General features: G+C 70.4%; 15 protein-coding genes. 13 read left to right on the top strand and 2 right to left on the bottom strand.

The window, feature by feature from the left end; translation table 11 throughout:
- Nucleotides 1–2 precede the first annotated feature (2 nt).
- The 6 genes from LPB142_RS06650 (at nucleotide 3) to trpE (ending at nucleotide 6,299) form a co-directional block, all read left to right on the top strand.
- Nucleotides 3–620: a LysE family translocator gene (locus tag LPB142_RS06650; RefSeq protein ID WP_071165888.1), complete on the top strand. Its 618-nt coding sequence runs from the start codon at nucleotides 3–5 to the stop codon at nucleotides 618–620.
- Between the two features lie 15 nt (nucleotides 621–635).
- The gene (gene gpt / locus LPB142_RS06645; protein WP_068767316.1) at nucleotides 636–1,139 is read left to right on the top strand and encodes a xanthine phosphoribosyltransferase; all 504 of its coding nucleotides are present in this window, start codon (nucleotides 636–638) and stop codon (nucleotides 1,137–1,139) included.
- Entirely contained in the window at nucleotides 1,111–1,614 is a 504-nt protein-coding gene (locus tag LPB142_RS06640) for a DUF2127 domain-containing protein (protein WP_082873017.1), read from the top strand. Before gpt ends, LPB142_RS06640 begins: the two co-directional genes overlap by 29 nt.
- 94 nt (nucleotides 1,615–1,708) lie before the next feature.
- The gene (locus LPB142_RS06635) at nucleotides 1,709–2,896 is read left to right on the top strand and encodes an aminotransferase (RefSeq protein ID WP_071165887.1); all 1,188 of its coding nucleotides are present in this window, start codon (nucleotides 1,709–1,711) and stop codon (nucleotides 2,894–2,896) included.
- A gap of 36 nt (nucleotides 2,897–2,932) precedes the next feature.
- A complete protein-coding gene (locus tag LPB142_RS06630) occupies nucleotides 2,933–4,780 on the top strand; it encodes a peptidylprolyl isomerase (protein ID WP_071165886.1) in 1,848 nt (615 codons plus the stop codon).
- 10 nt (nucleotides 4,781–4,790) lie between these two features.
- Entirely contained in the window at nucleotides 4,791–6,299 is a 1,509-nt protein-coding gene (gene trpE / locus LPB142_RS06625) for an anthranilate synthase component I (RefSeq protein ID WP_071165885.1), read from the top strand.
- A gap of 31 nt (nucleotides 6,300–6,330) precedes the next feature.
- Here trpE and LPB142_RS19780 read toward each other — a convergent pair whose 3' ends face one another.
- Complete coding sequence (locus LPB142_RS19780) at nucleotides 6,331–7,827, bottom strand: divergent polysaccharide deacetylase family protein (RefSeq protein WP_071165884.1); 1,497 nt, start codon at nucleotides 7,825–7,827, stop codon at nucleotides 6,331–6,333.
- A gap of 157 nt (nucleotides 7,828–7,984) precedes the next feature.
- Between LPB142_RS19780 and LPB142_RS06615 the strand changes: the two genes are divergently transcribed.
- The 6 genes from LPB142_RS06615 to lexA all read left to right on the top strand — a co-directional run bounded on the left by LPB142_RS06615 (nucleotide 7,985) and on the right by lexA (nucleotide 12,862).
- Nucleotides 7,985–8,572 (top strand): anthranilate synthase component II, encoded by a 588-nt coding sequence (locus LPB142_RS06615; protein ID WP_068767322.1) that lies wholly within the window; start codon nucleotides 7,985–7,987, stop codon nucleotides 8,570–8,572.
- Nucleotides 8,569–9,588, top strand: a complete 1,020-nt coding sequence (gene trpD / locus LPB142_RS06610) for an anthranilate phosphoribosyltransferase (RefSeq protein WP_071165883.1) — start codon at nucleotides 8,569–8,571, stop codon at nucleotides 9,586–9,588. The genes LPB142_RS06615 and trpD overlap by 4 nt, the downstream gene beginning before the upstream one ends.
- Nucleotides 9,585–10,379 (top strand): indole-3-glycerol phosphate synthase TrpC, encoded by a 795-nt coding sequence (trpC, locus tag LPB142_RS06605; RefSeq protein WP_071165882.1) that lies wholly within the window; start codon nucleotides 9,585–9,587, stop codon nucleotides 10,377–10,379. The genes trpD and trpC overlap by 4 nt, the downstream gene beginning before the upstream one ends.
- A complete protein-coding gene (gene moaC / locus LPB142_RS06600) occupies nucleotides 10,376–10,849 on the top strand; it encodes a cyclic pyranopterin monophosphate synthase MoaC (protein ID WP_071165881.1) in 474 nt (157 codons plus the stop codon). The genes trpC and moaC overlap by 4 nt, the downstream gene beginning before the upstream one ends.
- A 4-nt stretch (nucleotides 10,850–10,853) precedes the next feature.
- Complete coding sequence (locus LPB142_RS06595) at nucleotides 10,854–12,035, top strand: molybdopterin molybdotransferase MoeA (protein ID WP_068767326.1); 1,182 nt, start codon at nucleotides 10,854–10,856, stop codon at nucleotides 12,033–12,035.
- A gap of 128 nt (nucleotides 12,036–12,163) precedes the next feature.
- A complete protein-coding gene (gene lexA / locus LPB142_RS06590) occupies nucleotides 12,164–12,862 on the top strand; it encodes a transcriptional repressor LexA (RefSeq protein WP_068767327.1) in 699 nt (232 codons plus the stop codon).
- Nucleotides 12,863–12,893: 31 nt separating this feature from the next.
- On the opposite strand, the gene LPB142_RS06585 is transcribed toward lexA, so the two are convergent.
- Entirely contained in the window at nucleotides 12,894–15,071 is a 2,178-nt protein-coding gene (locus LPB142_RS06585; RefSeq protein ID WP_156894331.1) for a ComEC/Rec2 family competence protein, read from the bottom strand.
- A gap of 118 nt (nucleotides 15,072–15,189) precedes the next feature.
- On the opposite strand from LPB142_RS06585, the gene gltX reads away from it, so the two are divergent.
- Nucleotides 15,190–16,590 carry a glutamate--tRNA ligase gene (gltX, locus tag LPB142_RS06580; protein WP_071165880.1) on the top strand — a complete coding sequence of 467 codons (1,401 nt, stop codon included), beginning with the start codon at nucleotides 15,190–15,192 and terminating at the stop codon, nucleotides 16,588–16,590.
- Nucleotides 16,591–16,594: the final 4 nt, after the last annotated feature.

The raw sequence follows: 16,594 nt of genomic DNA, 5'->3' as shown, positions 1-16,594 counted from the left end.
TCATGACGCTCGCCGCATTTGTTGCGATCTATCTCGTGCATCTCGCGGCGGCGATCTCGCCCGGGCCGGCGGTCTTGCTGGCGGCCCGGACCGGGCTGCGCGAGGGCTTTGCGCGGGGCAGCTGGCTTGCCGTCGGCATCGGCCTTGGCGCCTGCGCTTGGGCGGTGGCGGCGCTCTTCGGGCTCGCCGTGCTCTTCCGCGTGGCGCCCGCGCTGCTCACCGTGCTGAAATTCGCGGGCGCGGCCTATCTCATCTATCTGGCCTACAAGATGTGGCGCCACGCGCCCGAGCCGCTCGACGACCGCCTGCCCGAGGAAACCTCGGCGCGCGGGCCCCTGGGCCTCGTCTGGCAGGGCATCGCGACCCAGCTTGCCAACCCCAAACCCGCGGTCTTCTTCGGCACGATCTTTCTCACCTTCGTGCCCCCCCACGCCCCCGCCTGGGCCTATGGCGTGATCCTCGCGATCATTTTCATCAACGACGCCGGCTGGAACGTGATCGTCGCGCGGATCTTCTCGCTCGAGCGCACCCGGCGCGGCTATCTTGCGCTGAAAACCACGATCGACCGCATTTTCGGCGGGCTTCTCGCCCTTCTCGGGCTGAAACTCGCGCTGACCTGACCCTGAGAGGACGCCATGACCGACCGTCTGCCCCATGAAAAAGGCTTCCATGTGAGCTGGGATCAGCTCCACCGCGATGCGCGCGCGCTGGCCTGGCGGCTCGATGGCAAGGGCCCCGATGCCGGCGCCTGGCGCGCGATCGTGGGGATCACCCGCGGCGGCCTCGTCCCCGCCGCGATCGTCGCGCGCGAGCTCAACATCCGCGTGGTCGATTCGATCTCGGTGAAGGGCTACAGCCACCAGACGCAAAGCCCGCCGAAGGTGATCAAGGCCCCGCAGGCCGAGCTGATGGGCGACGGCACCGGGATCTTGATCGTCGATGACCTCGTCGACAGCGGCAAGACGCTCGAGCTTGTCCGCTCGCTCTACCCGAAGGCGCATTTCGCCACCGTCTACGCCAAGCCCAAGGGCCGCGAACAGGTCGACAGCTTCATCACCGAGGTCAGCCAGGATACCTGGATCTTCTTCCCCTGGGATATGGCGCTGCAATATGTCCAGCCCTACCGCGGCACCGATTGAGATGCGCGCGCGGCTCGCGCGGGCGGCGCATTGGGCCTTCGAGGCGAGCCTTGCCGCCAAGGGCGCGCTCGCGGCGGCCGAGGCGGCCTCGGGGCTCGTGCTCCTCGCCCTGCCCGGCGGCGCGCTTGCGCATCTCGCGCAGCGGCTGACCGCGCATGAGCTCTCCGAAGACCCGCGCGATCATCTCGCAAATGCGCTCCTGCACGGCGCCGAGGCGCTCTCGGTCGATGCGCGCGGCTTCTACGCGGCCTATTTCCTCTCGCATGGCCTTCTGAAACTCGCCGTCGTGGCGCTTCTGGCGCGCGGGGTGCTCTGGGCCTATCCGGCGGCGGTGGCGCTGCTCTCGGCCTTCATCCTCTACCAACTCCACCGCTACGCGCTCGCCCCCGATCCCGCGATGCTCTGGCTCTCCGCCCTCGATCTCGTCGTGATCGCGCTGACCGTGCAGGAATGGCGCCGCCGCCACGCGGGCTGACCGCCCCCCTTCTTCTTGGCCAAAATACGCAAATCCCGCCCTTGCGCCCGGGCGCGGGCGGTGCTGATCTGGGCGCGACCAAAAGGATCCGCCCATGCCCCTCACGCCGCTCAACCCCGCTTTCGCCGCCACCTTCGCGCCGCCCGTGATGGAGGCCCGCCGCTGGCTCGAGGGGGTCGCCTTCCCGCCCGAACGCCCGCTGATCAACGTCTCCCAGGCCGCCCCCGTCGACCCGCCGCCCGAGGCGCTGCGCCGCGCCATCGCCGAGGCCGCGCTCGACACCCCCGCCGCCCATCTCTACGGGCCGGTGCTCGGCCTGCCCGAGCTGCGCGCCGAGCTCGCGCGGCAATGGTCGGCGGCCTATGGCGGCGAGATTTCCGCCCCCCAGGTCGCGATCACGCAAGGGTGCAACCAGGCGTTTTGCGCGGTGATGGCGACGCTTGCGGGCGCGGGCGATGAGGTGATCTTGCCGACGCCGTGGTATTTCAACCACAAGATGTGGCTCGATATGGCGGGCGTGCGCGCGGTGCCGCTCGCCACCGGCGCGGGGCTCCTGCCCGACCCGGAGGCCGCAGCCGCGCTGATCACGCCCGCGACACGCGCGATCGTTCTCGTCTCGCCCAACAACCCGGGCGGCGCCGAATACCCCGCCGAGCTCGTGCGCGCCTTTCTCGAGCTCGCCCGCGCGCGGGGCCTCGCGCTGATCCTCGATGAGACCTATCGCGATTTCGACAGCCGCACCGGCGCGCCCCATGATCTCTTCGCCGATCCGGACTGGCCCGATACTTTCATCCATCTTTACAGCTTTTCAAAGGCTTACCGCCTGACCGGCCACCGCGTCGGCGCGATTGTCGCGGCTGAGGCCCGCCTCGCCGAGGTCGAGAAATTCCTCGATACGGTGGCGATCTGCCCCAGCCAGCTCGGCCAGATCGCAGCACTTTGGGGGGTGCGCCACCTCGGCCAATGGGTCGCGGGCGAGCGCGCCGAGATCCTTGCGCGCCGCGCCGCGATGGAGGCGGGGCTTGCGCGGCTCGAGGGCTGGAAGATGCTCGGCTGCGGCGCCTATTTCGCCTATGTCGAACACCCCGACCCGCGCCCGGCGCCCGAGTTCGCCCGCGCGCTGGTGCGTGAGGCGGGGGTGCTCCTCCTCCCCGGCACGATGTTCATGCCCGAAACCGACCCGCGCGGCGCGCGGCAATTGCGCATCGCCTTTGCCAATGTCGATGCCGCGGGGATCGACGCGCTGATGGTGCGCCTTGCGGCGGCGGGGCCAAAGCCCTAAACACCCGCAAACGGCCTTGAAACGGGAGGGATCCGCATGTCGAACAAGCTGCGCAGCCATGGCAAGAGCATGGTCGTCTGGGTGCTCCTTGCAATGCTTGTGCTGGGGCTTGGCGGCTTTGGCATGTCGAACTTCTCCGGCCGGCTGAGCGCGATCGGCTCGGTGGGCGAAACCGAGGTCTCGGTGAACGACTACGCCCGCGCGCTGCGCGATGCGCTGACCAGCACCGGCCAGCAGATGGGCCGCCCGCTGACCATGGCCGAGGCGAGCCAGTTCGGGCTCGACCGCGAGGTCCAGGGCCAGCTCTTCGGTCAGGCGGCGGTCGCGGAAGCGGCGCGGGTGCTCGGCCTGTCGGTGGGCGATGTCGAGCTCAACCGCCAGATCACCGCCGCACAGGCCTTCCAGGGGCTCGACGGCAAGTTCGACCGCGAAACCTACCGCAGCATGTTGCGCCAGCAGGGCTATACCGAGAGCCAGTTCGAAGCCGATCTGCGCTCCGACATCGCGCGCGCGCTGCTCACCGAGGGGGTCTCGGGCGGCACCGTGGCGCCCGCCGGCACCGCCGCCGCGCTCGCCGCCTTCCTGACCGAAGAGCGCGCGATCTCCTTTGTCGAGATCACCGAGGCGGGCCTCGCCGCGCCGATCGCCGCGCCCGACGAGGCGACGCTCGAGGCGTGGTACAAGGACCACCCCGAGGAGTTCACCTCGCCCGAGATCCGCAAGTTCAGCTATGTCTGGCTCACCCCGGAGATGCTGATGGACAAGGTCACGCTCGATGACGACACGCTGCGCGCCGCCTATGAGGAGCGCCGCGACGAGTTCCAGCAACCCGAGAAACGCTCGGTCGACCGGCTCGTCTACCCCACCGCCGAAGAGGCCGCCGCCGCGCGCGCCAAGCTCGACGCGGGCGCGAGCTTTGGCGATCTGGCGACTGAACGCGGGCTTTCGCTCTCCGACACCGATCTGGGCGAGGTCACCGAGGCCGAGCTCGGCGCCGCCGGCGCGGCGGTTTTCGCGCTGAGCGAGCCGGGCGTCGTCGGCCCGCTCGAGACCGATCTCGGCCCCGCCCTCTTCGCGATGAACGGCATCTCGCCCGCGCAGAACACCTCCTTCGAGGAGGCCAAGGCCGATCTCGGCGCCGAGGCCAAGGCCGAGCGCGCGCGCCGGATGATCGGCGAGATGACCACCGATCTCGAGGATCGTCTGGCCGGCGGCGCGACGCTCGAACAGCTCGCCAGCGAGACCGACATGGAGCTCGGCACGATCGACATGGCGCCGGGCACCGATGACGGGATCGCGGGCTATGAGGCCTTCCGCGCCGCCGCCGGGAAGGCCACGCCCGAGGATTTCCCCGAGCTTGGCAATCTCGATGACGGCGGCGTCTTCGCGCTGCGCCTCGATGGCACGGTGGCGCCGGCGCTGATCCCCTTCGATGAGGCGCGCGAGGCGGTCGCCGAGAGCTGGCGCAAGGCCGAGCTCGCCACCCGCACCAAGGCCCGCGCCGAAGAGCTGAAGGCCGCGATCGACGCGGGCCAGACGCTTGCCGCCGCCGGGATGATCGTCGAGACGACCGCGAAACTGCGCCGCACCGGCTTCATCGAGGGCGTGCCCGCCGCGCTGATCGACGCGGCTTTCGACACCGAGCCCGGCAAGGGCGCGGTGGTGGCGGCCGAGGGGCGCAGCTTCGTCGTGCAGGTCGATGCCGTCGCCCCGGCCGACCCCGCGAGCGAGGAGGTCACCGCGCTGAAGGCCTCGATCGCCGATCAGCTCGCCAAATCGCTCACCGGCGACATGCTCGATCTCTACGCCCGCGCCGCCCAGGCCGAGGCCGGGATCACCCTCGACAGCGCCGCGATCAACGCGGTGCAGTCCCAGATGCAGTAAGGAGACCCCGATGGTCGCCCTCTCCCCCTCGTTCGAAGCCTTTGAACAGGCTTGGAAATCTGGCAAGAACCAGCTCGTCTACGCGCGCCTCGCGGCCGATCTCGACACGCCGGTCTCGCTGATGCTGAAGCTCGCCGATACGCAAGCCAACGCCTTCATGCTCGAATCGGTCACCGGCGGCGAGGTGCGCGGGCGCTATTCGATCGTGGGGATGAAGCCCGATGTGATCTGGGAATGCCGGGGCGAGACGGCGCGGATCAACCGTCAGGCGCGGTTCGAGGAGCGCTTCGACGAGCTCCCCGGCCACCCGTTCGAGAGCCTGCGCGCGCTGATCGCGGAGAGCCGGATCGAGATGCCCGAGGATCTGCCCGCCGCTGCGGCCGGCCTCTTCGGCTATCTCGGCTATGACACGATCCGCCTTGTCGAGCACCTGCCCAACATCAACCCCGACCCGATCGGCGTGCCCGATGCGGTGCTGTTGCGGCCCTCGCTCGTTGCGGTGCTCGACGGGGTGAAGGGCGATGTGATCCTCTGCGCGCCGGCGTTCCAGGGCTCGGGCCTCTCGGCGCGGGCGGCCTATGCGCAGGCGGCCGAGCGGGTGATGGATGCGCTGCGCGATCTCGACCGCACGCCCGCGCAGACCCGCGAGATGGGCGAGGTCGCGCAAGTGGGTCCGCTGCGCTCGAACTTCACCCCCGAGGGCTACAAGCAGGCCGTTGAAAAGGCGAAAGAATATATCCGCGCCGGCGATATCTTCCAGGTCGTGCCCGCGCAACGCTGGGCGGCGGATTTCCCGCTGCCGCCGTTCGCGCTCTACCGCTCGCTGCGCCGCACGAACCCCTCGCCCTTCATGTTCTACCTCAATTTCGGCGGTTTCCAGATCGTCGGCGCGAGCCCCGAGATCCTGGTGCGGCTGCGCGAGGGCGAGGTCACCATCCGCCCGATCGCCGGCACCCGCCCGCGCGGCACCACGCCCGCCGAGGATCGCGCGCTCGAGGAGGATCTGCTCGCCGACAAGAAGGAGCTCGCCGAGCACCTGATGCTGCTCGATCTGGGGCGCAATGATGTCGGCCGGGTCGCCAAGATCGGCACCGTCCACCCGACCGAGAAATTCGTGATCGAGCGCTACAGCCACGTCATGCATATCGTCTCGAATGTGGTGGGCGAATTGGCCGACGGCGAGGATGCGCTCTCAGCGCTCTTGGCGGGGCTGCCGGCGGGCACCGTCTCGGGCGCGCCGAAGGTCCGCGCGATGGAGATCATCGACGAGCTCGAGCCGGAAAAGCGCGGCATCTATGGCGGCGGCGTGGGCTATTTCGCGGCGAATGGCGAGATGGATATGTGCATCGCGCTGCGCACCGCGGTGGTGAAGGATCACACGCTTTACATCCAGGCCGGCGGCGGGGTCGTCTTCGACAGCGACCCGGAGGCCGAGTTCCAGGAAACCGTAAACAAATCCAAGGCCTTGCGAAAGGCTGCCGAGGATGCGGGGCGGTTCGTGGGCCCCTCGAACAGCTGAAGCGCGGCGGGCCCAGGGCCCGCCGTTTGCGTTATTCGCCCAGCATCTGCGCCGAGACCGGCGCGAGCGTGACCTCTTGCGCGCCCGCGGCCCAGGTCGTGAGGCCCGCGATCGATTCGGGCCAAGCCGAGAGCATCACGATCACCCGCCCGTCGCGCTGCGCCTCGAAGGCCGCGCGGGCGAGCGTGCGCTCGATCACCGCGCCGCGTTCGCGCGCGCCGTCGAGCACGCGCCAGACCTTCGCCGCCGGCAGGCCCGCCGCCACGGCGAGCTGGCCCTCGGCATCGAGGCCCTGGCTTTGGGTGACGACGCCGAGCCCGTCGGCGGCGAGCGCCTTGACGAGTTGCTGCGCGAGGGGGCGGTTGTTCTGGATCTTCGGGGTGGCGCTTTCGACCAACGCCATCGCCTCGGGGATCGTGTCGCGCCAAACCTCGAGCGCGACCTCGAGGTCGGCAGGCGTCGCGCCGGCGGGCAGATCCTGCGCGAGGATCGCCACCTCGAAGCCCGCCGCACGGTAATCCTCGGCGGCGGCGCGGGCGTCGGGGCGTTGCGGGTCGAGCGCGATCGTGATCGGAAGATCAAGTGTTTTCAACGTATTGGCATCGAGCCCGCCGGCCGCGGCACCGGGGTCGACGAGCAGGATCGAGAGCATCGGCTTGCCCGGCTCGGGCGTGTAGGGGCGCGCATAGCGGCGGGTGGCGCCCGCGGTGGCGGCCTCTGCGGTGGCCTCTGCGGCGGCCTCGGGCGTGGCGCCGATCTGCGGCAGCCGGCCGGTGCGCACCTGCGGCGCGTTGGTCAGGCTCGGCGCGGGGGTGCCGGGGGGCGCGGCCTCGCCGGCACGCTCGAGCGTGAAGACCCGCGGGCGCTCGGGGTTGGCGCCATCGGGCACCAGCACGATCTCGCTCTCGGGCGCGGGCTCGGCGGCGGGCGCTTCGGCGGGCGGTGCGGCCTCTTCGGCGGGGCGATGCACAGGCGGCAGATCCGCCGCCGGCTGATGGGCGGCCTCGGGCGAAGCGGCCTCGGGCTTTGCGGTTTCCGGCGCGGTTTCGGGCGCCGCAAGCTCGGGCGCGAGCGCCTCGCCGGGCGGCGGCACCGGCAGCGGCGTCTCCGCCTCGGGGGGCTCAGCGAGCGCGAGCGCGGGCGTTTCCGGCGCGGCCTGCGGCGCAGGGGCGGGCTCGGCGGCCTGCGGCGGCGCGCCCGGGTCGGTCGAGATCACCGGCGGCGCGGCATTTTCGGCCTCGGGCGCGAGGGCGAGCGGCGCGGCGGGCCCGGCCTGCGGCGTGCCTTGCGGGGCAGGCAGAACCGGGCTCGGCTCGCGCGCGGTGCGGGCAAATTCCGACCCCTCCGGGAGATCGGTCGCGGCGGGCGCCAGCGCCACCTGCGGCGCGGCCTCGGGCACGGGCTGCGCCGCGGGCGCCTCGGCGCGGTTCGCGCCGGGCGGCAGCGGCGCCATCAGCGAAGCCGCCCCGAGCCCCAGCCCCACCACCACGCCGCCGCTCATCAGCCCGCCAATCAGCCCACGCACCATTGCCTGCCCTCTCGCAATCTTTTGCCCTCGCGCCGGCCCCAAGGCCGGGCATTCTCGCCCCGCCACCCTTGACCCCGGCGCCCTGCTCTGAACATCTATAGCCCGACGAAACTCCCGGTTCACCCCCAGAATCCGGGCGGCTTACGGGAAATGCGCCATGCTCCTGCTTATCGATAACTACGACAGCTTCACCTATAACCTCGTGCATTATTTCGGCGAACTCGGCGCCGATGTGAAGGTGGTGCGCAACGACGCGCTCGATGTGCAGGCGGCGATGGGCATGGGGGCGGAGGCGATCGTGCTCTCGCCCGGGCCCTGCGACCCGGCCGCGGCGGGCATCTGCCTGCCGCTGACGCTGGCCGCCGCGGAAGCGGGCGTGCCGCTCTTGGGCGTCTGCCTCGGCCATCAGACGATCGGCGAGGCTTTCGGCGGGCGGGTCGTGCGCGCGGGCGAGATCGTGCATGGCAAGATGGGCACCATCCACCACGCGGGCAAAGGCGTCTTCCGCGGCCTGCCCTCGCCCTTCCAGGCCACCCGCTATCACTCGCTGATCGTCGAGCGCGAGACCCTGCCCGACTGCCTCGAGGTCACCGCCTGGCTCGAGGGCGGGATGATCATGGGCCTGCGCCACCGCGAGAAGCTGATCGAGGGGGTGCAGTTCCACCCCGAGTCGATCGCCTCCGAACACGGCCATCAGATGATCCGCAATTTCCTCGACGAAGCGAAAGTGAAGGTGCGCGCATGAGCGATGCTATGAAACCGCTGATCTTTGCGGCCTCCGAGGGGCCGCTGTCGCGCGCGCAGGCGGAGGCCGCGTTCGAGGAGCTTTTCGAGGGCACCGCGAGCCCTGCGCAGATGGCGGGGCTCCTCATGGCGATGCGCGCGCGCGGCGAGTCGGTCGCGGAATATGCGGCCGCCGCCGCGGTGATGCGCGCCAAATGCGTGCCGGTGCGCGCGCCCGAAGGCGCGATCGACATCGTCGGCACCGGCGGCGACGCGCTTGGCACGCTCAATATCTCCACCGCGACGGCCTTTGTCGTGGCCGGCGCGGGCGTGCCGGTCGCCAAACACGGCAACCGCAATCTCTCCTCGAAATCGGGCTCGGCCGATGCGCTTTCGGCGCTCGGCATCAATGTGATGCGCGAGGCCCGCGTGGTCGAGCGCGCGCTCAAGGAGGCCGGGATCGGCTTCATGATGGCGCCGATGCACCACCCGGCGATGAAACATGTGATGCCGGTGCGGCTCGATCTGGGCTGCAAGACGATCTTCAACATCCTCGGGCCGCTGACCAACCCCGCGGGCGTCAAACGCCAGCTCACCGGCGCCTTCGCCCCCGATCTGATCTGGCCGATGGCCGAGACGCTGAAGGAGCTCGGCTCGGAGAAGGCCTGGCTCGTGCATGGCGCGGACGGGATGGACGAAATCTCGATCACCGGCGCGACCTCGGTCGCGGCGCTCGAGGGCGGCAAGGTGCGCGGATTTGAGATCCACCCCGAGGACGCCGGGCTGCCCGCGCATCCGCTGCGCGATATTCTGGGCGGCACGCCGGCCGAGAACGCCGCCGCGTTGCGCGCGATTTTGGAAGGCGAAACGGGGGCTTACCGCGACGCGGTGCTGCTCAATGCGGCGGCCGCGCTGATCGTGGCGGAGAAGGCCGCGGGGCTCAAGGAGGGCGTCGAGATCGCCGCGGCCTCGATCGAGTCGGGCGCGGCGCTGCGCGCGGTCGAGACGCTGGCGCGCATCACCTCGGAGGCGGAATGAACATTCTCGACAAGATCAAGGCCTACAAGCTCGAAGAGATCGCCGCCGCGAAAGCCGCGCGCCCGCTTGGCGCGGTGGAGGCCGAGGCGCGCGCCCAAGAGCCCACCCGCGGCTTTGCCCGCGCGCTTGCCGCCAAGGCCGAGACCGTCTACGGGCTGATCGCCGAGATCAAGAAAGCCTCGCCCTCGAAGGGGCTCATTCGCCCCGATTTCGACCCGCCGGCGCTCGCGCGTGCCTATGAGGCGGGGGGCGCGGCCTGTCTCTCGGTGCTGACCGATGCGCCGAGTTTCCAGGGCGCGCCGGAGTATCTGCGCGCCGCGCGGGGGGCCTGCGGGCTGCCGGCGCTGCGCAAGGATTTCCTCTATGATACCTATCAGGTCGCCGAGGCGCGCGCCTGGGGGGCCGATTGCATCCTGATCATCATGGCCTCCGTCGAGGACAGCCTCGCGGCCGAGCTCGAGGCGGCAGCGACGGACTGGGGCATGGATGTGCTCGTCGAGGTCCATGACGCCGAGGAGCTCGCGCGCGCGCTGAAGGTCACGCGCTCGCCCTTGATGGGGGTCAACAACCGCAATCTCAAGACCTTCGAGGTCACGCTGGATGTGACGCGCGCGCTTGCGCCGGTGATCCTGGCCGAGGGCCGCGAGCTCGTGTGCGAGAGCGGCATCTTCACCCCCGCCGATATGGCCGCGATGGCCGCGGTCGGCGCGCGGCGTTTCCTGATCGGCGAGAGCCTGATGCGGCAAGAGGATGTCGCGGGGGCGACGCGCAAGCTGCTGGAGATCGCATGAGCCTGTCGCATTTCGACGCCGCCGGTCAGGCCCATATGGTCGATGTCTCCGACAAGGCCGTGACCGACCGGGTGGCAACCGCCGAGGGCGCGGTGGTGATGACGCCCGAGACGCTCGCCTATGTGCTTGAAGGCACGGCGAAAAAGGGAGATGTTCTGGGGATCGCGCGGGTCGCGGGGATCATGGGGGCGAAGAAATGCGCCGAGCTGATCCCGCTCTGCCATCCGCTGCCGATCACCAAGGTCGCGCTCGATCTGACGCCCGATCCGGGGCTGCCCGGGGTGCGGATCCGCGCGACGGTGAAGACCTCGGGGCAGACCGGCGTCGAGATGGAGGCGCTGACCGCGGTCACCACGGCGGCGCTCACGGTCTATGACATGCTGAAAGCGGTGGAGAAGTCGATGCGCATCGAAGGGGTGCGCGTTGTCCTGAAAGATGGCGGCAAATCAGGCCGTTACGAGGCGGAGTGAAGGTATGATCCCGGTCGAGGAGGCGCTGGCCAAGGTTCTGGATCTGGTGCGGGCGCTGCCCTCGGAGCGGGTCGCGCTGCGCGCGGGCGCGGGGCGCGTGCTCGCCGCGCCCGCGGTGGCGGGGCTCACGCAGCCGCCCTTCGATGCCTCGGCGATGGATGGCTACTGGCTCGCCGCCGCCGATCATCGCCCCGGCGCGGTGTTGCGCGTCGACGGCGAGGCGGCGGCCGGGCGCGGCTATACCGGCCCCCTCGCCCCCGGCCAGGCGGTGCGGATCTTCACCGGCGCGCCCACCCCGGCGCCCGCCGGCGTCGTGGTGCTGCAAGAGGATGTCACGCGCGCGGGCGAGACGATCACCCTGCCCGCCAGCCTGTCCGCCAACCCCAACATCCGCCCCCGCGGCCAGGATTTCACCGAAGGGATGGCGTTTTTCCCGCGCCGCGCGCTCACGCCGCGCGATCTGGGCCTGCTCGCCGCGATGAACGTGGCCGAGCTCGAGGTGCATCGCCGCCCCGTCGTCGCGATCATCGCGACGGGGGATGAGCTCGTGATGCCCGGCGAGGCGCCCGGCCCCGATCAGATCCTGTGCTCGAACAATTTCACCCTCGCCGCGGCGGCCGAGGCCGCGGGCGCCGAGGTGCGGATGCTGCCGATCGCGCGCGATAACGAGGCGAGCTTGCGGATGATTTTCGGCCTCGCCGAGGGCGTGGATCTGATCGTGACCTCGGGCGGGGCTTCGGTCGGCGCGCATGATCTCGTCGGCGCGGTCGCGGCCGATCTCGGGCTCGAGCGCGCCTTCTGGAAGATCGCGATGCGGCCGGGCAAGCCCTTGATGGCGGGGCGGATGGGCGGCGCGGTTTTGCTCGGGATGCCCGGCAACCCGGTGGCCGCGCTCGTCTGCGCCAAGCTCTTTCTCGAGCCGATGCTCGCCGCGATGCAGGGCCTCGCGCCGGCCCGGACGCCGCTGCGCGCGCGCCTTGGCGCGGCGACCGGCCCGACCGGCCCGCGCAGCCATTACATGCGCGCGCGCCTCGAGCCCGGGCCCGATCTGCCCATGATCACCCCGTTCGAGAGCCAGGATTCGGCGCAGATGATGCTCCTGGCGGAGGCGAATGCGCTCCTGATCCGGCCCCTGGGCGACGGCCCGCGCGGCGCGGGCGAGATCGTGGAGTATCTGCCGCTCTGACCCCGTTCACCGGTGAACACCAGATGAAGCATAGGGGCGGTCGTTTCGTTCAAATTCTTGACACGAAAGGGGAACAGCGCTAGAACCTTTAACGAACGTGGGTGCGATGTATTGGCGGAGGGGTCCGGATGCTTACGCGCAAGCAATTGGAATTGCTGGAGTTTATCCAGAAGCGAATGGCGCAGGACGGTGTTCCGCCTTCGTTCGACGAGATGAAGGACGCGCTCGACCTGCGGTCGAAATCGGGGATCCACCGGCTGATCACGGCGCTCGAGGAGCGTGGCTTCATCCGCCGTCTGGCGCATCGCGCGCGGGCGATCGAGATCGTCAAACTGCCCGAAGCGCTCGACAAGACCGAGCCGAAGGGCGGTTTTACGCCGCGCGTGATCGAGGGCGACAAGACCGATCCGCCGCGCGGCGCGATGTCGGTCGAGGCGGCGGGCGCGTTTGAATTGCCGGTGATGGGGCGGATCGCGGCGGGGGTGCCGATCGAGGCGATCGCCGAGGTCTCGCATCATGTCGCGGTGCCGGGCTCAATGCTTTCGGGGCGGGGCGAGCATTATGCGCTCGAGGTCAAGGGCGACTCGATGATCGAGGCCGGGATCAACGACGGCGATATCGTGGTGATCCGCGAGCAGGGCACGGCGGACAACGGCGATATCGTGGTGGCGCTGGTCGATGGGCTCGAGGCGACGCTGAAACGCTATTATCGGCGCGGCGGGATGATCGCGCTCGAGGCGGCGAACCCGGCTTATGAGACGCGGGTGCTGCGCGAGGAGCAGGTGAAGGTGCAGGGGCGGCTCGTCGGGCTGATCCGCAGCTACTGAGAGATGAAGGGGGCGCCGCGGGCGCCCTTTTTCAGTCGTGGCGCGGCGCCCAGAGGCGGGCGCCGGTGCGTTCGGAAACGGCCGTCATCTGGCCGTCGGCGGTAATTCCGACCGCGCCGGTCTGTGCAAGGCGCGTTTGATCCCAGAGATCGCAGGGGCCCGCGAAGCCCGCCGGCGCGCGGGCGGCGAGCACGACGAGGGCCCCGGGTGCGCAGGCTTCGGCGAGCCGGCCGGGGGCGGATTTGCCGGTCAGGTGCCAAAGTGTCCGACCACCCGGGAGCGAGGCCGAGCGGGCGGCTTTTTCGCCCGAAAATCCGGGCCTTGCGGCGGCCTCCTCAACCGTTGCGCCATCGCCATCGGCGGCGAGCCAGCTCTCGGCGATGAAGGCGGCGCCGGGTTTGGAGAGCGCGCGCCCCGCCGGCGTCATCAGCCCGACAAGCTCGCCCTCCGGCGCGATCAGAAGAAGCGGCGGCGTGGCCATCTGCCAGCCGAGCGCCGCAGCCCCGAGCGCCGCGAGCGCAAGCCCGCGCGCCGCGCCGCGCCCGAGGATCAGCCCCACCGCCCCGAGCGCGAGCACCGGCAAAACCCAGCCGGGCGGCGCGCCCACCGGCACGGTCGCGCCCTCGAGCCCCGCGATCAGATCGGCAACCCAGAGCATCCAGCGCGTGCCGAGCCCCATCGCCCAGAGCGCCGGCGCCGCGAGGCCGAGGGGCGCCAGCACCGCCGCGATTACGCCCGCAGGCATCACCACCGCGCCAACGACCGGCACCGCGAGCATATTGGCCAGGAGCCCGTATTCGGTCATCCGGTGAAACTGCGCCGCCGCGATCGGGCCGGTGGCGAAGCCCGCCACGAGCGAGGTCATCGCGAGCCCTGCGACCGGGGTGAGCCAGCGCGGCAGCGCGCGCGTCAGCTGCGGCCAATGACGATAGGTCACGATCAGCGCGACCGTCGCGGCGAAGGACATCTGGAAGCCCGCCGAGGTCAGCACCTCGGGCCGCCAGAGGAGGAGCGCGAAGGCCGCCAGCGCCACCGTGCCGAGGCTGAGCGCGCGGCGGTCGAAGAGCACCGCGCCGAGCATCACCGCGGTCATCAGATAAGCGCGCTGGGTCGCGACCTCGGCGCCGGAGATCCACAGATAGAGGCTCGCGGCGACGAGCGCGACGCCGGCGGCGATCTTCTTCGTCGGCCAGATCAGCGCCAAGGGCCCGGCGAGCGCGAGCCCGTAGCGGATCGCGGCGAAGACGAAACCCGCGATCAGCCCCATGTGCAGCCCCGAGATCGAGACGATGTGATAGAGGTTGGCGGCGCGCATCGCGGCGTTGGTTTGCTCGAGGATGCCCGAGCGGTCGCCGGTCATCAGCGCGGCGGCGACCGCCCCCGCCTGCCCCGGGATCGCGGCCTGCATCGCGGCGGAGAGGCGCAGGCGCAGCCGTTCGGCCGCGCTGCCAAGCCCGGCCTCAGGCGGCCCGAGCGCGAGCACCGGGGTTTTCGTATAGCCCACGGCGCCGAGCTGATCGAACCAGGAAAAGCGCCTGAAATCAAAGGCGCCCGGCGCGGCGGGGGCGGGCGGGGGCGAGAGGTTCGCGGTCAGCGCGACACGCAGGCCGGGGCTGAGCGCGAGGTGATCTTGCGGCTTGTGGAGGGAGATGCGCACGCGGGCGGGGGTTTGCTCGGGGCCGAGGCCGTCGAGGCGCGGCTCGGCGAGCGTCAGGCGCAACAGATCGGCGCGCGAGCGGTCGATCTCGACGATCCGGCCCTCGACCGGGCCGTAATAGCGATAGGCGAGAACCGGCGCGGCGATGCTCTGGGCGCGGTGGCTGGCAAGCACGAGGCCGAGCGCGGCGAGAAAGAGGCAGGCGGCGGGGAAGCGCAGCGCCTCCGCCCCGCGCAGCGCCCCCCAGAGCCCGAGAAGCCCGGCCGCGACCGCCGCCGCGATCACCGCCGGCCCCGGCTCGCCCGGCCAGGCGAAATAGGCGCCGATCCCGCAAGAGAGCGCGATGGGCGACCAGGGCACAAGCTCGGTGCGCGCCCGCGCCAGCGCGCCGGGCAGATCGGCGAGCCCGCCGGTCAAGAGATCGCGCAGCACCGCGCCGAGCCCGCGCGCAAGGCCGGGCGCGCGCGCACGCGCCGCCGCCGCGAGCCCCGCGGCCCCTGCCCCCGCCCGCGCCCCGGGCGTCTCGATTGCCGCTGCGAGTTCCGATCCCACGCTTGTTTCTCCGCGCCGAGGCTCTTATTCATCTGCGCAAGCGAGCCTACGGGCTTCATGGTTACCAGATCGTTAACGCGGCCCCTTTTGCCCCCGGCAGGCCGCGAGAAAGGCGCCGATGTCGCAAAAAATCGTCACCCGCTTCGCCCCCTCGCCGACCGGCTATCTGCATATCGGCGGCGCGCGCACGGCGCTGTTCAACTGGCTCTTCGCGCGCGGCCATGGCGGCACCTTCCTGCTGCGCATCGAGGATACCGACCGCGCCCGCTCGACCCCGGAAGCCACCGCCGCGATCCTCAAGGGGCTCGACTGGCTCGGGCTCGAATTCGACGGCGCCCCGATCAGCCAGTTCGAGCGCGCCCCCCGCCACGCCGAGGTCGCCCATGAGATGCTCGCCCGCGGGATGGCCTACAAATGCTTCTCCACGCAGGACGAGATTGAGGCCTTCCGCGAGGCCGCCCGCGCCGAGGGCCGCTCGACGCTGTTCCAGAGCCCCTGGCGCGACGCCGACCCGGCAAGCCACCCCGACGCGCCCTATGTGATCCGCCTCAAGGCCCCGCGCGAGGGCGCGACGGTGATCCCCGACAAGGTGCAGGGCGAGGTCACCTTCCGCAACGACCAGATCGACGACATGGTCTGCCTGCGCTCGGACGGCACGCCGACCTATATGCTCGCGGTGGTGGTCGACGACCATGACATGGGCGTCACCCATGTGATCCGGGGCGATGACCACCTGACCAACACCGCCCGTCAGGTGCAGGTCTATAAGGCGATGGGCTGGGAGATCCCGGTGTTTGCCCATATCCCGCTGATCCACGGCCCCGATGGCAAGAAGCTCTCGAAACGCCACGGCGCGGTCGGGCTCGAGGAATATCAGGCGATGGGCTATCCGGCGGCGGGGATGCGCAACTATCTCGCGCGGCTCGGCTGGAGCCATGGCGACGACGAATTCTTCACCGATGCGCAGGCGAAGGAGTGGTTCGAGCTGGAGGGAATCGGTCGCTCGCCGGCGCGGCTGGACTTCAAGAAACTGGAGAATATCTGTGGTCAGCACCTTGCGATCACGGAGGACGGCGCGTTGATGGCGGAGCTCGAGGGCTATCTGGAGGCGGCGGGGCAGCCCGCGCTTTCCGCGGCGCAGCGCGCGACCCTCGGCGCGAGCCTCGGCTTTCTGAAAACCGCGGCGAAAACCTTCCCGCAGCTGCTGGAGAAGGGCCATTTCGCGCTGGTGGCGCGGCCGATCGAGGTCGAGGAAAAGGCGGCGAAGGCGCTCGATACTGTATCCCGTGGTATACTGAAATCGTTGACGCCGCGCCTGCAAAATGCTAGCTGGACGCGCGAAGAATTGGAGGCCATTGTCTCGGATGTGGCACAGGCGCACGGCCTTGGGCTAGGTAAACTGGCCGGCCCGCTGCGCGCAGCCCTCGCCGGGCGGTCGGTGACCCCCAGCGTGTTCGACATGATGCTGGTTCTGGGCCGCGATGAAACGCTGGCCCGGCTCGAAGATCAGGCGGCCTGAGGGC

The sequence above is a fragment of the Rhodobacter xanthinilyticus genome (assembly GCF_001856665.1).
Taxonomy (GTDB): Bacteria; Pseudomonadota; Alphaproteobacteria; order Rhodobacterales; family Rhodobacteraceae; genus Rhodobacter; species Rhodobacter xanthinilyticus.
Note: the sequence above shows the minus strand (reverse complement) of the source record. Positions and strands in the feature narration are given on the sequence as shown.

Bases quoted from the DNA above. Each gene is read 5' to 3' on its own strand.
- LPB142_RS06630 (WP_071165886.1), top strand. From the start codon at position 2,933: ATGTCGAACAAGCTGCGCAGCCATGGCAAGAGCATGGTCGTCTGGGTG.
- LPB142_RS19780 (WP_071165884.1), bottom strand. From the start codon at position 7,827: ATGGTGCGTGGGCTGATTGGCGGGCTGATGAGCGGCGGCGTGGTGGTG.
- LPB142_RS06650 (WP_071165888.1), top strand. From the start codon at position 3: ATGACGCTCGCCGCATTTGTTGCGATCTATCTCGTGCATCTCGCGGCG.
- gltX (WP_071165880.1), top strand. From the start codon at position 15,190: ATGTCGCAAAAAATCGTCACCCGCTTCGCCCCCTCGCCGACCGGCTAT.
- trpE (WP_071165885.1), top strand. From the start codon at position 4,791: ATGGTCGCCCTCTCCCCCTCGTTCGAAGCCTTTGAACAGGCTTGGAAA.
- trpD (WP_071165883.1), top strand. From the start codon at position 8,569: ATGAGCGATGCTATGAAACCGCTGATCTTTGCGGCCTCCGAGGGGCCG.
- LPB142_RS06640 (WP_082873017.1), top strand. From the start codon at position 1,111: ATGTCCAGCCCTACCGCGGCACCGATTGAGATGCGCGCGCGGCTCGCG.
- trpC (WP_071165882.1), top strand. From the start codon at position 9,585: ATGAACATTCTCGACAAGATCAAGGCCTACAAGCTCGAAGAGATCGCC.
- LPB142_RS06635 (WP_071165887.1), top strand. From the start codon at position 1,709: ATGCCCCTCACGCCGCTCAACCCCGCTTTCGCCGCCACCTTCGCGCCG.
- LPB142_RS06615 (WP_068767322.1), top strand. From the start codon at position 7,985: ATGCTCCTGCTTATCGATAACTACGACAGCTTCACCTATAACCTCGTG.
- moaC (WP_071165881.1), top strand. From the start codon at position 10,376: ATGAGCCTGTCGCATTTCGACGCCGCCGGTCAGGCCCATATGGTCGAT.
- LPB142_RS06595 (WP_068767326.1), top strand. From the start codon at position 10,854: ATGATCCCGGTCGAGGAGGCGCTGGCCAAGGTTCTGGATCTGGTGCGG.
- gpt (WP_068767316.1), top strand. From the start codon at position 636: ATGACCGACCGTCTGCCCCATGAAAAAGGCTTCCATGTGAGCTGGGAT.
- lexA (WP_068767327.1), top strand. From the start codon at position 12,164: ATGCTTACGCGCAAGCAATTGGAATTGCTGGAGTTTATCCAGAAGCGA.